Annotated in this window: 14 protein-coding genes; 1 reads left to right on the top strand and 13 read right to left on the bottom strand. The window is 60.9% G+C overall.

Translation table 11 applies throughout. From position 1 onward, the window contains the following. Window positions 1–137 precede the first annotated feature (137 nt). Window positions 138–2,126 (top strand): amidohydrolase family protein, encoded by a 1,989-nt coding sequence (locus ABD837_RS24830; protein ID WP_345060016.1) that lies wholly within the window; start codon window positions 138–140, stop codon window positions 2,124–2,126. Between the two features lie 205 nt (window positions 2,127–2,331). Here the strand turns inward: ABD837_RS24830 and ABD837_RS24825 are convergent, their stop codons facing one another. From ABD837_RS24825 to tssD, 13 genes are all read right to left on the bottom strand, one after another. Then, window positions 2,332–3,108, bottom strand: coding sequence for a suppressor of fused domain protein (locus tag ABD837_RS24825; protein WP_345060013.1), 777 nt, complete (start codon window positions 3,106–3,108; stop codon window positions 2,332–2,334). A gap of 145 nt (window positions 3,109–3,253) precedes the next feature. After that, window positions 3,254–3,778, bottom strand: coding sequence for a nuclear transport factor 2 family protein (locus ABD837_RS24820; protein WP_345060010.1), 525 nt, complete (start codon window positions 3,776–3,778; stop codon window positions 3,254–3,256). Between the two features lie 131 nt (window positions 3,779–3,909). Then, entirely contained in the window at window positions 3,910–4,524 is a 615-nt protein-coding gene (locus tag ABD837_RS24815) for an SMI1/KNR4 family protein (RefSeq protein WP_345060008.1), read from the bottom strand. Between the two features lie 481 nt (window positions 4,525–5,005). Continuing rightward, window positions 5,006–5,638 carry an SseB family protein gene (locus ABD837_RS24810; RefSeq protein WP_345060005.1) on the bottom strand — a complete coding sequence of 211 codons (633 nt, stop codon included), beginning with the start codon at window positions 5,636–5,638 and terminating at the stop codon, window positions 5,006–5,008. Between the two features lie 261 nt (window positions 5,639–5,899). Continuing rightward, window positions 5,900–6,508 carry a hypothetical protein gene (locus ABD837_RS24805; protein ID WP_345060002.1) on the bottom strand — a complete coding sequence of 203 codons (609 nt, stop codon included), beginning with the start codon at window positions 6,506–6,508 and terminating at the stop codon, window positions 5,900–5,902. A gap of 59 nt (window positions 6,509–6,567) precedes the next feature. Further along, on the bottom strand, window positions 6,568–7,173 hold the full coding sequence (locus ABD837_RS24800; RefSeq protein WP_345059999.1) for a hypothetical protein: 606 nt from the start codon (window positions 7,171–7,173) through the stop codon (window positions 6,568–6,570). A 50-nt stretch (window positions 7,174–7,223) separates the two neighbouring features. Further along, window positions 7,224–7,841, bottom strand: coding sequence for a hypothetical protein (locus tag ABD837_RS24795; RefSeq protein WP_345059996.1), 618 nt, complete (start codon window positions 7,839–7,841; stop codon window positions 7,224–7,226). Then, the gene (locus ABD837_RS24790) at window positions 7,841–8,437 is read right to left on the bottom strand and encodes a hypothetical protein (protein ID WP_345059993.1); all 597 of its coding nucleotides are present in this window, start codon (window positions 8,435–8,437) and stop codon (window positions 7,841–7,843) included. Before ABD837_RS24790 ends, ABD837_RS24795 begins: the two co-directional genes overlap by 1 nt. Before the next feature lie 73 nt (window positions 8,438–8,510). Next, on the bottom strand, window positions 8,511–9,119 hold the full coding sequence (locus tag ABD837_RS24785) for a hypothetical protein (RefSeq protein WP_345059991.1): 609 nt from the start codon (window positions 9,117–9,119) through the stop codon (window positions 8,511–8,513). After that, the gene (locus tag ABD837_RS24780; protein WP_345059989.1) at window positions 9,119–10,252 is read right to left on the bottom strand and encodes a hypothetical protein; all 1,134 of its coding nucleotides are present in this window, start codon (window positions 10,250–10,252) and stop codon (window positions 9,119–9,121) included. The genes ABD837_RS24785 and ABD837_RS24780 overlap by 1 nt, the downstream gene beginning before the upstream one ends. A gap of 71 nt (window positions 10,253–10,323) precedes the next feature. Further along, window positions 10,324–10,941, bottom strand: a complete 618-nt coding sequence (locus ABD837_RS24775) for a hypothetical protein (RefSeq protein ID WP_345059987.1) — start codon at window positions 10,939–10,941, stop codon at window positions 10,324–10,326. A gap of 58 nt (window positions 10,942–10,999) precedes the next feature. Continuing rightward, window positions 11,000–11,608 (bottom strand): hypothetical protein, encoded by a 609-nt coding sequence (locus tag ABD837_RS24770; RefSeq protein ID WP_345059985.1) that lies wholly within the window; start codon window positions 11,606–11,608, stop codon window positions 11,000–11,002. Continuing rightward, the gene (tssD, locus tag ABD837_RS24765) at window positions 11,608–12,981 is read right to left on the bottom strand and encodes a type VI secretion system tube protein TssD (protein WP_345059983.1); all 1,374 of its coding nucleotides are present in this window, start codon (window positions 12,979–12,981) and stop codon (window positions 11,608–11,610) included. The genes ABD837_RS24770 and tssD overlap by 1 nt, the downstream gene beginning before the upstream one ends. Between the last annotated feature and the right edge of the window lie 146 nt (window positions 12,982–13,127).

Raw genomic sequence — 13,127 nt, 5'->3', positions numbered from 1 at the left:
TCGGCAAACAACTCCGCATTCAATTCTCCCCCTTTAGTGAAAACTAATTCATCCGACCTACTTAGAGACATTAAATTGTGACTGATAACCAAACCATTGTGTAAGTTAGCGCCCGCATCTACCGCCCGCTTACCTTAATGCTGCAAAAACGACTCCTTGCTGCCGTGCTGGCTTTGCTGCCCGCTGCCAGCCACGCCCAGGCCCCGGCCGATAGCGCCACCTTCCTGCTCCACAAGTTTGCCCAGCGCATCGGGAAGGAAACCTACCACCTCACGCGTACCGCGCAGGCCCACACCTACGCCGTCGATTTCAAGTTCGTGGACCGGGGCTCGCCCGTGGCGCTGAAAGCCCAGATTGCCGTCACGCCCACCGGCGAGCCGCTGCGCCTGGCCGTAAAGGGCCAGACCTCGCGCTTCAGCAGCATCAACGACACGGTGCGGATTGACGGCGGGCAGGCCCGCATCCGCGTCGATGATGCCCTGCGGACGGACAAGCTGACGGGGCTGGGCTTCCCGGTAGCGGGGTACTCGCCGGGCACCGGGCAGTGGCTGCTGCTGCGCTACTGGCAGCAGCACGGCCGCCCCGCTAGCCTGGCCATGCTGCCCAGCGGCACGGTCCGCATCCGCGAGGATGGCCAGGATACCCTGCAATTCCAGAACCGGCCGCTGCTCCTGCGGCGCTACGTGCTCAAGGGCCTTGTGTGGGGCAACGAGCTGCTCTGGACCGACCAGCAGGGCAACCTCATCGGCATCATCACCAACGACGCCGAGGGCGACAAGCTGGAACTCCTGGCCCAGCCCTACGAGGCCTTGCTGCCGGCCCTCATCGGCAAGGCCGCCGGGCACGGCATGCGCCTGTTTCGGGCGGAGATGGGAGCCACAGCGGCGGCCAAAAGTGCCGCCCCGGCTCCGCTGCTGGCCATTGTGGGCGGCACGGTGGTCGACGTGGTGCGGGGCCGTAGTATTCCCAATGGCGTGGTGCTGCTGCAAGGCGGCAAGGTGCTGAAGGTGGGAACGGCTGCCGCCGTCGCCGTCCCGAAAGGTGCCCGCGTGATTCGGGCCGAGGGCAAAACCGTACTGCCGGGCCTCTGGGACATGCATGCCCACTTCCAGCAGGCCGAATGGGGGCCCGCCTACCTCGCGGCCGGCGTCACCACCGTGCGCGACTGCGGCAACGAGTTCGACTACATCAACGCCGTGCAGCAGACCATTGATAGCGGCCAGGGCGTGGGCCCGCGCATCCTCAAAGCCGGCATCATCGACGGCGACAGCCCGATGGCGTTGGGCATCGTGCGGGCCAACACGCCCGCCGAGGCCGCCCAGGTGGTGCAGATGTACAAGGCCAACGGCTACGCCCAAATCAAGCTTTACAGCTCGTTGAAGCCCGAAATCGTGCGGGCCATCTGCGAGGAGGCGCACCGCGCGGGCTTCACCGTGACCGGCCACATTCCCGAGGGCATGACCCTCATGCAGGGCGTGGCCGCGGGCATGGACCAAGTGAACCACCTGCAATACGTGGTGCGGCTGCTGAAGCGCAACCCCGACCGCTCGCTCATCCTCGACGACACCACCAGCGCCCGGGTATTTGCCTTCCTCAAAGCCCACCGTACCGTCATCGACCCCACGGTGGGCGTGTTTGAGCTGGGCTTCCGCTCCACCAAAGACGACATAAAGGAGCTGGAGCCGGACTTCGCCCGGTTGCCGCAGCCCTTGCAGGCGCTGTTCATCAACATGGGCGGGGCGCCCGCCGATGCGGCCAAGGCCGCGCCCTTCTTCGCCAGCTTTCCCCGCCTCGTGAAGGCGCTCTACGACCAGGGCATCCCCATCGTGGCCGGCACCGACATGGGCTTTCCCGGCACCAGCCTGGCCCGCGAGCTGGAGCTGTACGTGCAAGGCGGCCTCACGCCTATGCAGGCCCTGCAAACCGCCACCATCGCCGCGGCCCGCGCCATGAAGATGGACGCCCGCGCCGGCTCGCTCGACGTCGGCAAGCAGGCCGATGTGGTGATTATCGACGGGAATCCGCTCAAGCAAATCCGCGATGTGCGCCGGGTGCAGCTGGTGGTGAAGGACGGGCAGCCCTACGAGCCAGCCCAGATGCGGAAGCTGGCTGATTTCCAGAAGTAGGAAGCAACGCCAGCAACAGACAGTAACGGAGCCGGGTCGGGATTGCTGTGCAGTAGCGCGAACTTTTAGTTCGCGAGTGGCAGGAGTATGAAGCCGCGGACTAAAAGCTCGCGCTACTTGCCAAGGACCCCAACTGCTTCTACTAAACGTCAAGCGGCTGCAAGAGCTGTAGCCGCTTGACGTTTAGTAAAGCCCTTTCATGAGTTTAGGCTAATGCCGTGTTGGGCCGGTTCAGGTCGAGCACATCGCCAATGTCGCAGGCCTCGAAGCGGTCGATGAGAGCGTCGGCGCCCTGCTCCATCTTCAGGTCCATTTCCTCGCGGTAGATGGGATAGAGGGTGTAGAACTTCACCGTTTTCTCGGGGCTGATGACCAGGGTCTGAAACTCTTCGGGCAGACTTAGGGCCGTAAGCAGCAGCATGCAGCCCAGTTCCGTGCCGTCGGCAAAGGGCTCGGCGTCTTCCCCGTTGGGAATGGTGTGGCCAAAACCCAGCCAGGTGCCGTACTCGTGGGGGAGGCGGGCCAGCATTTTCAGCCAGCGAATGGGCCAGTACACGTTTTCGTCCTCGAAGGCCGTGGCTACTTCGTCCGTGCCATTTGGGATGTTCCAGGTGCTGGGCAGCAGGATGCACAGCTCCGCATACGGCGGGGCCTCGTCGGTAGGAGCCTCGGGCGGCACGTGCATGGGTCGGTCGCTCATGCCCGACGTGACGAGGGTGTAAAACGGAAAGTCGGCGCTGGGCGGCACCACGTGCACATCGAGATGCACCTTGTCGGATAGTATCTCGTGGTACACCCCACTCACCGGCCCCAGGTGGCGCTCGATGTGCTCCGAAATGGCTTTGATGTTGTCGGGCTCGCCGCCGGCCAACTCAAACGGCGTGGGCTCCACGTTCTCGTAGCGGTAGATGGGCGCGCCCGAAGGCGAGAGCTCCGGTTCTTCCTGGCCCGCACCGGTAGGCAATGTAGGTTCGTAAGACATAAGCGGTTGTATAACTTGTTTTAAGCAAAGTTGCGGGCATCCTGCCCCTGTTCAGATGCAGCGCCCACCCCCGCGGCCGAAACCGAAAGCGGCCGGAGCTTCGGTCGCCGCAATTGCTTTTTAAGGAAGGGATGGAGTGAATGGGTTAATGGTCGTAGCTCACGACGCGGGCGATTTTCCAGGTGCCGGCCTGTTGCTGCCAGACCATCACGAATTTGGAATTGCCGCAGTCCTCACGGCCGTTTTCGACGTGGCAAAAGCGCTGGGTGGCAATGTGGACGGCCCCGTAGCCTTTGATGGGGTACACTTCGAGGCTGCCGGGCACGAGGCTGCGCGATATGTCAGGTGACTGGGCGAACATGCGCTCGAACCCCTGCTTGGTTTGGCTGAAGTTGGCAAGGCCTCCTTTGTCGTGGAAGAACTCCAGGTTATCAGCGAAGTACGACATGAGCTTGGTCACGTCGTGGGCGTTGAACGCAGCAAATATTTCGGCATCCAGCTTCGCCACTTGCTTGTATAGCTCACTGGTGGCCTTATCGACCGTAGCGGAGCTACTCGCGGCGGTGGCCGAGGCCGGGGCTATAGCAGGCTTTTTGGGCTGAGACTGGGCGAAAGCGCCGGTGATAGCCAGGAAGGCGACTAAAGCAAGCACAGTAAACTGACGAAGCATGACGCAAGTGCAGAAAAAAGACGTAAAGCCAGAAGAAGCTGCAACAAGCAGGCTTCAAGCAAAGGCCCAAGTAAGGCCCTGATTTTCGCCCATGCAATTGTCGCCTGCACTCGTGTTCATCCGTTAGTCAATCAGGAATTGTCGAAAGCCGAGCACCACTCCTCGTAATAAGGCCCGGCCCACTCGCGCATGTGCGGAAACAGCCACGCTGCGGCTTCCGGCACCAGCTGAAACCCGTTCTCATCGTCGATGATGGGGTCGTCGCCACCAAGCTCGTGCAAGGCGTGCTGCAGGGCAGCGCCGCACAGCAAAAACTGACCAATGGAGCCTGCTATCGCAGCGCTGGTTTCCCAGTTGCCCGCGCCATGTCGGAGCTGGATAACGGCGCCGTTGGCCGCCTGTAAATCCACGATAACGGGGTCGCCGCCTTCATTGGCAAACATAAACCAATGCGCCGGCCAGTCATTCAGCGGCTGTTGGGTAACCGAATTGAATGTATACCCATCCTGGAACCGGCCCATTTGCGCGAGACTGTACACGTCAAATGGATTGCCCACGGTCGCGAGCATAACAGCCTCCGCCGGGGCTGCTTGCCTCAGGTACTCTTCGAGCGCGGGCGGCAGCGGCTCCCGAAACTCCTGCCGCAGGCGGGCAAGCTCTGTTTCCGCAGTTGGGGCCGGCTGAAAGGGCCAGACAGGTTCCTGCCAAAACGTTTGGATGAGGCGAAGGGCTTCGGGTAGGTGCATAGGCGAGGAGTTGGTTACGCGAGCGGCGTGTATGTTTCTGCCGGCGTTGGCCTTATGGTTCTGTTACAACCCGAGCCGGGCCTCAAACGACGTGTTTGGGTTCGGTATTACCGGGCGGGATGAGTGGCCTGCCAATTGCCTGGCCCACCAAGTAAGCGGCACCAGCGCATCAGCTACCAACCGCCAATAGCGATTTGGCAGGCGCTCTGACTAGAGCCGTTTCGGAGTCAGTGGATGTAGGGGCGGGTCTTGCCCCCGCCCGGACGTTGAGGCCCGTTGACCGGTTCCGTTCAACGACGGGCAGGGACAAGCCCCGCCCCTACATCCACTGACCACGAAACGGCTCTAAGCTGGGCTTTACGCTGCATTTGAAGCGCTGGAAGCAATTGTAACCCTTGCCTCTTTCTTAGCTTCAGCAGCAGTAGGGGCCGTTTATCCGAGCATTGCGCGTGCGCCTGCTGGTACCGGCAGCGTACCTCCACTACAACTCGAAGGCGGCGGTGAAGTCGGTATCGGGGTTAAGGACCACCTGCCGGGGCTTGGCGCCGGCCAGGTGCTTGCTCCACGTCACGCGGGCCAGGGTGAGGCCGGCCGGCACGGCCGCCATTCCGGCCCGTGCCAGCATGTCGGGATGCGTGTATATTGGCGTGAAAACGGTTTCGCCTTGCCCAAATGCCTGCACCGCCAGCTTCTTTTCCTCGAGCATGGCCGTGTTAACCAGCGCATACACGCTGTTGTGGCGCACGGCTTCGGCCAAAGCCTCGGTGCCTTCGCGCTTATCAAACAAAAGCTTGAGCAGCTGCTGGGACACCGCGGCATCCTCCTGGCGCGAGAAGAACAGCAGCCCTTCTTCTTTCACGATGGCAAACGTGTCGGCATCGTACTCGGTAGAAGCAAAATACATTGGACTGTCGCCCAGGTACACGTTCTTGATAAGCAGGGTCATGGCCTGAATGTCCTCGAGCCCGCCGACGTGCTCGACGCCCAGAAACAGGTCATGCGTTTCGGTAACGGAGCTGAATAGAAAAGCAAAATAGGCAGCTTGCACCTCGGTTTTTTGCTCGAAATAGCTTACCAGGTCGTCGATGAGGGTGCGGGAAGACTGAGTAGTCATGGAGTGGAAGTAGGGAAGGATTAAGGCCAAAGATAGCGGCAACCACGGGCTTGTTTCCGCCGGGTAGAAGCGGTATGTTGAGTCCGACCAGCATTCTGTTTCATCGTTCAGAGTAGGCAAATACCCGATAGTGGATAAGCTGGTGAAATGATGAGCTAAGGAATTTGCAGGCTGGTGAGTAAGGCCTGGCCTGACAAGCAGGCCGCTGAGGCGGCCAGGAAGTGGCTGGCGGAGGCCCAGCTGCGTGCAACTAAGCCTCGCCTAGCGAGCATTGTATGCGGCGTCGAGGGCTTGGCGTAGCAGGAAAACGAATCGCTCCTCGTCGAGTTCGACCTGCGCCAGGGCATAGAGGTTGGTGTAGCTGGGCTCCTCGTCGGGCCGCTCCCTGGGGGCGAAATTGTCCTGATACAAAAGCAGGTACTGCTCCTCCGGCGCTTCCATGGGGCGGTAATACGTCAGGTGAGGCGAGTCGCCCGGCAGGAGGGATTTTCCCCCCTCGGTCTCTAGCGCCCCGTGCATCAGCCTAACATAGGGCTGGTTAGTAAAGGCAGCAGCGATGCTTTTCAAGAGGCCAATGTTGTAGAGGCTGAAGGTATTCAGCCGAAGGCTACTATGCTGCGCGCTGTGGAACAAGCTCACCAGCGAATTCTGCGTGACGAGCTGGCCGGAAGCGGGGGAAGCGTGCTGCAGTCGCCAGCCGCCTTCGAGCGGAATTTGAGCCGGAAAAGTGACGGGTACCTGGCGGCCTTCGGGCTTGCCTGCCGCATGGGGGTCGGTGTCATCGCGCCAGATGGTGGCCGTGGCTTGAGTAACAGTGCCTAGGCGGCGGATAGGCAGGACTTCGGTCAGGATAGGAGGAGGGGCAGGCATTGTGGCAGAAAAGAAGCAAGCCGGCGGGGCATACGTGGCATGGCTCCTCGTTAACGCTGTCAACGGGCTTCATAGGCCGCGTCGAGGGCTTGGCGCAGCAGCAAGACGAGGCGTTCTTCGTCGAGCTCCACCTGCACGAGGGCATAGAGGTCAGTGTAGCTGGGCTCTTCGTTGGGGCGCTCGCGGGGAGCAAATCGGTCAGTGTAGAGCAAGAGGTACTGCTCTTGTGGCGCTTCTAGGGGCCGATAATAAGTGAGGTACGGGTCGCCACCGGGCAGCAGCAGTTTGCCCTGCGCATCGTAGAGTGACCCCTTATTCAGACCCGCCACGGGCTTGTCAATGAAGGCGGCAGCCAAGCTCTTGAGCAGGCCGATGTTGCAAAGGTCGAAGGTATTCAAACTCAGATTCGAGGCTTGCGGACTATGAAACAGGTCTACATACCAGTTTTGGGTAACGAGCTGACCGGTGGTAGGCGAGGCATGCTGCAGGCGCCAACCCCCTTCGAGCGGAATCTGGGCCGGGAAGATGACGGGCATCAGGCGTCTTTCGGGTTTGTTCCCCGCATAGGGGTCGGTATCGTCGCGTCGAATTGAAACAGTAGCTTGGGTGACGATGCCGAGGCGGCGGATGGGCAGGCCTTCGGTGAGCAGTGGAGGGCTAAGCATTGCTGCAGGGAGAGGCAAGCCGGCAGTACCCGAGTAGCGCGGGCTGAGAATTACCGGTAACGGCGCGCAATTCTAGCAGCGTCGAGAGCTTGGCGCAGCAAGAAGACGAAGTGCTCCTCGTCGAGCTCAACCTGTGCCAGGGCGTAGAGGTCAGCAAAGCTGGGCTCCTCGTTCGGCCGCTCGTTGGGCGCGAAGCAATTGTCATAGAGCAACAGGTACTGCTCTTCGGGCGCTTCTACGGGGCGGTAGTAAGTCAGAGTGGATGAGCCGCCCGGTAATAGCTGTGTGCCCTCGGCAGTACGCAGGGACCCGTCCACCAGGCCCGCAGAGGGCGTATCCGTAAAAGCAGCGGCGATGCTCTCGAGCAGGCCGACGTTGTACAAGCGAAAGGTGTTCAGAATAATGTTGTCGTGTTGCGCACTGTGAAACAAGTCCACAAGTGCGTTTTCAGTTACCAATTTGCCGGAAGAGGGCGAGGCGTGTTGCAGCCGCCAGCCGCCTTCGAACGGAATCCGGGCGGGGAAGGTAACGGGCACCTGCCGTCCTTTGGGTTTGCCTGCCGCATGCGGGTCGGTGTCATCGCGCCAAATGGTGGCCGTGGCCTGAGTGACGATACCGAGACGGCGAATGGGTAGTCCTTCGGTCAGAATAAGAGGGGCGGTAGGCATCAGACTATTTTCTTGGGATGGTCCCGGAGCTGCCGAACTTTGTTATCAGGCAACACTTCAAACTGCCCGTTGGGAGAAGATTGTAATTCGATTTTTGCAAATTTCTTGTCCTCCATCCTTTGCCACTCTCTATACTTCCAAGTCTCTCCTTTGTATTCTTCAGGAAAAATAATATTGACCTGAGTACCCCCGCCGGGTTGGCCATACCAAGGAATCACATTGGCTAACTCAGCCGTTACCGCATCCGTGGGTACGTCCTGGAGGATGTCGATGGTGTATTTGAAGGGGTATTTGTCCTCCGCCATATTCAGCGCCCGCGAAGGAAAAGACTGGGGCACGCCCGACGCGTCCGGTGGGGACACAAAGTTGCCGCCAAACTTAACGTCGAACTCATCCCCGGTTACATGGTCGAGGTCAGCTTTTTTGGTCGCGGGGTTCAGGGCTTTATTGAACACGGTTCCCTGGTAGCGGTCGTAGCGGTCACCCTCTGTGAGCTGTACAGTCTGGCGCTGGTAGCCGCCGTTGCTGGGAGGCCAGTGGCCGTTGAGGGGCTTCATATCGCCATCCTTGGGGTCGATGTAGTAGGAGCTGCGCATCAGGTTCTCCACCGCTTTCCAGTGCGCGAGCGAAGGCTGGCCGGGGATGGAGGCAGCGGAAGCGGCGTTTCGCCTACCGGGCTTCGTAGGCTGCGTCGAGGGCTTGACGCAGCAGGAAGACCAAGCGCTCCTCGTCAAGTTCGACCTGTGCTAAGGCATAGAGGCTGACGTAGCTGGGTATTTCGGTTGCGCGCTCACCGGGGGCGAAGCGGTTGGTATAGAGCAGCAGGTATTGCTCCTCGGGCGCTTCCAGGGGGCGGTAATAGGTCAGTGTAGGCGAGCTGCCTGGCAGCAGGGGTTTCCCGTCCACTGTCATTAAATCCCCGTGTACTAATCCAGTAAATGGTTGATTGGTAAAAGCGGCGGCGATGCTCTTTAGCAGGCCAATGTTGTTCAAACTAAAAGTATCCAGCTGGAGGTTCGTTGCTTTCGGGCTGTGGAACAGGTCCACCAGCCAGTTCTGGGTGACGAGTTTGCCGGTGGTAGGGGAGGTGTGTTGTAGGCGCCAGCCGCCTTCCATTGGAACCTCAGCCGGAAAAGTGACTGGCACTAAGTGAAATTCCGGTTTACCAGCCGCATACGGGTCGGTGTCATCGCGCCAAATGGTGGCCGTGGCCTGAGTGACGATACCGAGACGGCGAATGGGTAGTCCTTCGGTCAGAATAAGAGGGGCGGTAGGCATCAGACTACTTTTTTAGGATGGTCCTTGAGCTGCCGAACTTTGTTACCCGGCAGCACTTCAAACTGCCCATTGGGCGAGGACTGCAAGTCAATTTTGGCAAACCCCTGTTTCTGCATTTGCTGCCACTCTTGGTACTTCCACGGCGTTCCTTTGGGGTATTCTTTGGGAAAGCGAATGTCGAGTTTGGTGCCCCCGCCGGGCTGGCCGTACCAAGGGATGACGTTGGCTAGTTCGCCGTACACGGCATCGGAAGGAACGTCCTGGAGGATTTCGATGGTGTACTTGAACGGATACTGGTCCTCGGCCATATTCAGCGCCCTCGATTCGAATGACTGCGGATTATCCGGCGTGCCGGCCTTGCCTAGTGGGGACACGAAGTTGCCGCCGAACGTGACTTTGAACTCATCCCCGGTCACGTGGTCGAGACCGGGTTTTCCGCTTACCGGGTTCGGTGCTTTATTGAACACGGTTCCCTGGTAGCGGTCGTAGCGGTCGCCTTCCTTGAGTTGCACGGTCTGGCGCTGGTATCCGCCGTTGCCGGGGGGCCAGTGGCCGTTGAGGGGCTTCATATCGCCATCCTTGGGGTCCACATAGTAAGAGCTGCGCATCAGGTTCTCCACGGCTTTCCAGTGCGCGAGCGAAGGCTGGCCGGGGATGGAGGCAGCGGAAGCGGCATTGAAGAGTTGGTAGAGCTGGTCGATGACTTCGGGCGGGAGCATGTGCTGGGCCCCACCGATGGTGCGGGCAAACTCCTGCAGGCTGTGCTCGGCCACGAACCCCGTGGGCAAGCCAGCGGGCAGAATGTGCGCGGCGGCGGCCATGGCGCCGGCCTTGGCGATGTCGGCGACGGATTTGCCAGCCAGGGTGGCGGCGGCCGTGGCGAGGGCCTCGGCCGTGGCGGCGGCCCGGGCGACTTTGGCGGCGGCGGCTTTGGCTTTGGCGGCCACGTCGGCCGCGGTTTGCAGCGAGGCCGTTACGGCCGCGGCGGCGGCCGGGGCTCCGCCGCTGCGCAGCTCAAAGGCCGGGGCCGTGAGGGTGAGCTGGCACACGTAGGCCCCGTCGCGGCCGGCCCCGCTCTCGAAGCTTTCGTGGTAGCCCACGCACTGGCCGGCGGCAAAGGCAATGGTTTCCAAGGGTACCAACTGGGCGGGAACAATCGGGTAGCCTCGCTCTCGCCAAGGTAAGAAAGCTTACCCGGTGAACGTCAGCGATAACGGCCGGCCACATCGGCGGCATCAAGGGCTTGGAGCAATAGGAAGATTAGGCGTTCCTCGTCGAGCTCGACTTGCTCTAGGGCGTAGAGGTTGGTGTAGCTGGGTACTTCGTTGGGCCGCTCCCTGGGGGCGAAGTTGTCCTGATACAAAAGCAGGTACTGCTCCTCCGGCGCTTCCAGGGGGCGATAGTAGGTCAAGTAGGGCGAGTCACCCGGTAGGAGCGACGCTCCTCCTACTGTCTCTAGTGCCCCATACATCAGGCTAACGTAAGGCTGGCTGGTGAAGGCGGTGGCAATGCTTTTGAGTAGGCCAATGTTGTAGAGGCTGAAGGTATTCAGCCGAAGGTTACTTGCTTTCGGGCTGTGAAACAAGTCCACGAATGCATTTTCAGTGACCAGCTTACCGGAGGTAGGGGAGGCGTGTTGCAGCCGCCACCCCCCTTCGAGCGGAATCCGGGCGGGGAAAGTGACGGGGACCTGGCGGCCTTCGGGCTTGCCCGCTGCATCGGGGTCGGTGTCATCGCGCCAAATGGTGGCCGTGGCCTGGGTGACAGTGCCGAGGCGGCGGATAGGTAGGTCTTCGGTCAGGATGGGAGGAGGGGCAGGCATTGTAGCAGGGTAGAGGCAAGCCGGTGGTGCAAGTGGCATGGCCTCCTCGTTAACGCTGTCATCGGGCCTCATAGGCAGCATCAAGGGCTTGGCGCAGTAGGAAAACGAGTCGCTCCTCGTCGAGTTCAACCTGCGCCAAGGCATAGAGGTCGGTGTAGCTGGGCTCCTCGTTGGGCCGCTCACGAGGGGCGAAGCGATTGGTATACAGTAACAGATATTGCTCCTTAGGCGCTTCCAGCGGGCGGTAATAGGTCAGGTAAGGCGAGCCGCCCGGCAGGAGACGTGTGCCATCTGCGGCCCCTAACGACCCGCTCACCACGCCGGCAGAAGGTCTGTCGGTAAAGACGGCGGCGATGCTTTCCAGCAGGCCGATATTGTATAGGTCAAAGGTGTTTAAACAAAGATTTTGGGCTTGCGAACTGTGGAATAGGTCGACCAGCCAGTTTTGAGTGACCATTTCACCGGTGGTAGGAGAAGCGTGTTGCAGGAGCCAGCCGCCTTCGAGCGGAATTTCAGCAGGAAACGTAAGCGGTATTAGGAGTCTTTTGGACTTATCCACCGCATAGGGGTCGGTATTATCACGCCGGATGGAGGCGGTGGCCTGCGTGACGAAGCCGAGGCGGCGGATGAGTAGGCCTTCGGTTAGAAGAGGGGGGGAAGCAGGCATCAGACTAATTTTTTAGGCTGGTCCTTGAGCTGCCGAACCTTGTTTTTAGGCAGGACCTCAAACTGGTCATTAGGAGAGGATTGTAACTCTATTTTGGCGAAACCCTGTCTCTGCATTTGCTTCCACTCTTCGTATTTCCATTTCTCCCCTTTCGGATATTCCTTGGGAAAGCGAATGTCTAACTGGGTGCCCCCGCCAGGTTGGCCATACCAGGGAATAACGTTGGCCAGCTCGCCATACACGGCACCCGTGGGCACATCCTGGAGGATTTCAATGGTGTATTTGAAAGGATATTGGTCCTCTGCCATGTTGAGTGCCCTAGACTCGAAGGACTGAGGACTATTCGGCATACCAGCCTTGCCCAAAGGCGAGACAAAATTGCCACCAAATTTAACATCGAATACGTCCCCGGTTACGTGGTCAAGGTCCGGTTCGCCAGGGACGGGATTTGAAGTTTTGTTGAACACGGTTCCTTGGTAGCGGTCGTAGGTATCGCCCTTTTTGAGTTGCACGGTCTGGCGCTGGTATCCGCCGTTGCCGGGGGGCCAGTGGCCGTTGAGGGGCTTCATATCGCCATCCTTGGGGTCCACGTAGTAGGAGCTGCGCATCAGGTTCTCCACCGCTTTCCAGTGGGCGAGCGAAGGCTGGCCCGGTACGGAGGCGGCCGAGGCGGCGTTGAAGAGTTGGTAGAGCTGGTCGATGACTTCGGGCGGCAGCATGTGCTGGGCCCCGCCGATGGTGCGGGCAAACTCCTGCAGGCTATGCTCGGCCACGAACCCCGTGGGCAGGCCGGCGGGCAGGATGACGGCAGCAGCGGCCGCCGCCCCGGCCCCGGCGATGTCGGCGACGGATTTGCCAGCCAGGGTGGCGGCGGCCGTGGCGAGGGCCTCGGCCGTGGCGGCGGCCCGGGCGACTTTGGCGGCGGCGGCTTTGGCTTTGGCGGCCACGTCGGCCGCAGTTTGCAGCGAGGCCGTTACGGCCGCGGCGGCGGCCGGAGCTCCGCCGCTGCGCAGCTCAAAGGCCGGGGCCGTGAGGGTGAGCTGGCACACGTAGGCCCCGTCGCGGCCGGCCCCGCTCTCGAAGCTTTCGTGGTAGCCCACGCACTGGCCGGCGGCAAAGGCGATGGTTTCCAGGGCCACCAGCTGCGTGGCGTTGTAAAAGACGACCTCGCCGGCCTGGGCCTTGAACGGGTCGGCGGCCCAGGCCAACAGGGCGTCGCCGTCGGGCACGTCCAGGGCCAGGTGCAGCAGGTCGTGGCGCACTTTGGCGTTCACCCGGCCTTGGGCGTCGGTGGGTTGGTGGCAGGCGTAGTGGCAGCGCACGACCCGGTAGGATGTGCCGGCCAGGTGCAGCTCGGCGTGGAAAGAAGCCATCAGCAGGGAGGGGAAAGGTGGCGGACGGCGGGCCATGGGTTGGGTAAAACCGGACCACCGCTGTGGCGGTAAAGATATAGAAGTATGAAGCAATAGCGCGGCGTACGTTTCCGCAGCGAGTGATAACTTGGGGCGTTGCACGCTAT

This window comes from Hymenobacter glaciei, from assembly GCF_039539585.1.
Classification (GTDB): Bacteria; Bacteroidota; Bacteroidia; order Cytophagales; family Hymenobacteraceae; genus Hymenobacter; species Hymenobacter glaciei.
Note: the sequence above shows the minus strand (reverse complement) of the source record. Positions and strands in the feature narration are given on the sequence as shown.

What these genes read in the sequence shown, in the direction of transcription:
- ABD837_RS24830 (WP_345060016.1), top strand. Translation starts at nt 138, where the DNA reads ATGCTGCAAAAACGACTCCTTGCTGCCGTGCTGGCTTTGCTGCCCGCT.
- ABD837_RS24825 (WP_345060013.1), bottom strand. Translation starts at nt 3,108, where the DNA reads ATGTCTTACGAACCTACATTGCCTACCGGTGCGGGCCAGGAAGAACCG.
- ABD837_RS24820 (WP_345060010.1), bottom strand. Translation starts at nt 3,778, where the DNA reads ATGCTTCGTCAGTTTACTGTGCTTGCTTTAGTCGCCTTCCTGGCTATC.
- ABD837_RS24815 (WP_345060008.1), bottom strand. Translation starts at nt 4,524, where the DNA reads ATGCACCTACCCGAAGCCCTTCGCCTCATCCAAACGTTTTGGCAGGAA.
- ABD837_RS24810 (WP_345060005.1), bottom strand. Translation starts at nt 5,638, where the DNA reads ATGACTACTCAGTCTTCCCGCACCCTCATCGACGACCTGGTAAGCTAT.
- ABD837_RS24805 (WP_345060002.1), bottom strand. Translation starts at nt 6,508, where the DNA reads ATGCCTGCCCCTCCTCCTATCCTGACCGAAGTCCTGCCTATCCGCCGC.
- ABD837_RS24800 (WP_345059999.1), bottom strand. Translation starts at nt 7,173, where the DNA reads ATGCTTAGCCCTCCACTGCTCACCGAAGGCCTGCCCATCCGCCGCCTC.
- ABD837_RS24795 (WP_345059996.1), bottom strand. Translation starts at nt 7,841, where the DNA reads ATGCCTACCGCCCCTCTTATTCTGACCGAAGGACTACCCATTCGCCGT.
- ABD837_RS24790 (WP_345059993.1), bottom strand. Translation starts at nt 8,437, where the DNA reads ATGCGCAGCTCCTACTACATCGACCCCAAGGATGGCGATATGAAGCCC.
- ABD837_RS24785 (WP_345059991.1), bottom strand. Translation starts at nt 9,119, where the DNA reads ATGCCTACCGCCCCTCTTATTCTGACCGAAGGACTACCCATTCGCCGT.
- ABD837_RS24775 (WP_345059987.1), bottom strand. Translation starts at nt 10,941, where the DNA reads ATGCCTGCCCCTCCTCCCATCCTGACCGAAGACCTACCTATCCGCCGC.
- ABD837_RS24770 (WP_345059985.1), bottom strand. Translation starts at nt 11,608, where the DNA reads ATGCCTGCTTCCCCCCCTCTTCTAACCGAAGGCCTACTCATCCGCCGC.
- tssD (WP_345059983.1), bottom strand. Translation starts at nt 12,981, where the DNA reads ATGGCTTCTTTCCACGCCGAGCTGCACCTGGCCGGCACATCCTACCGG.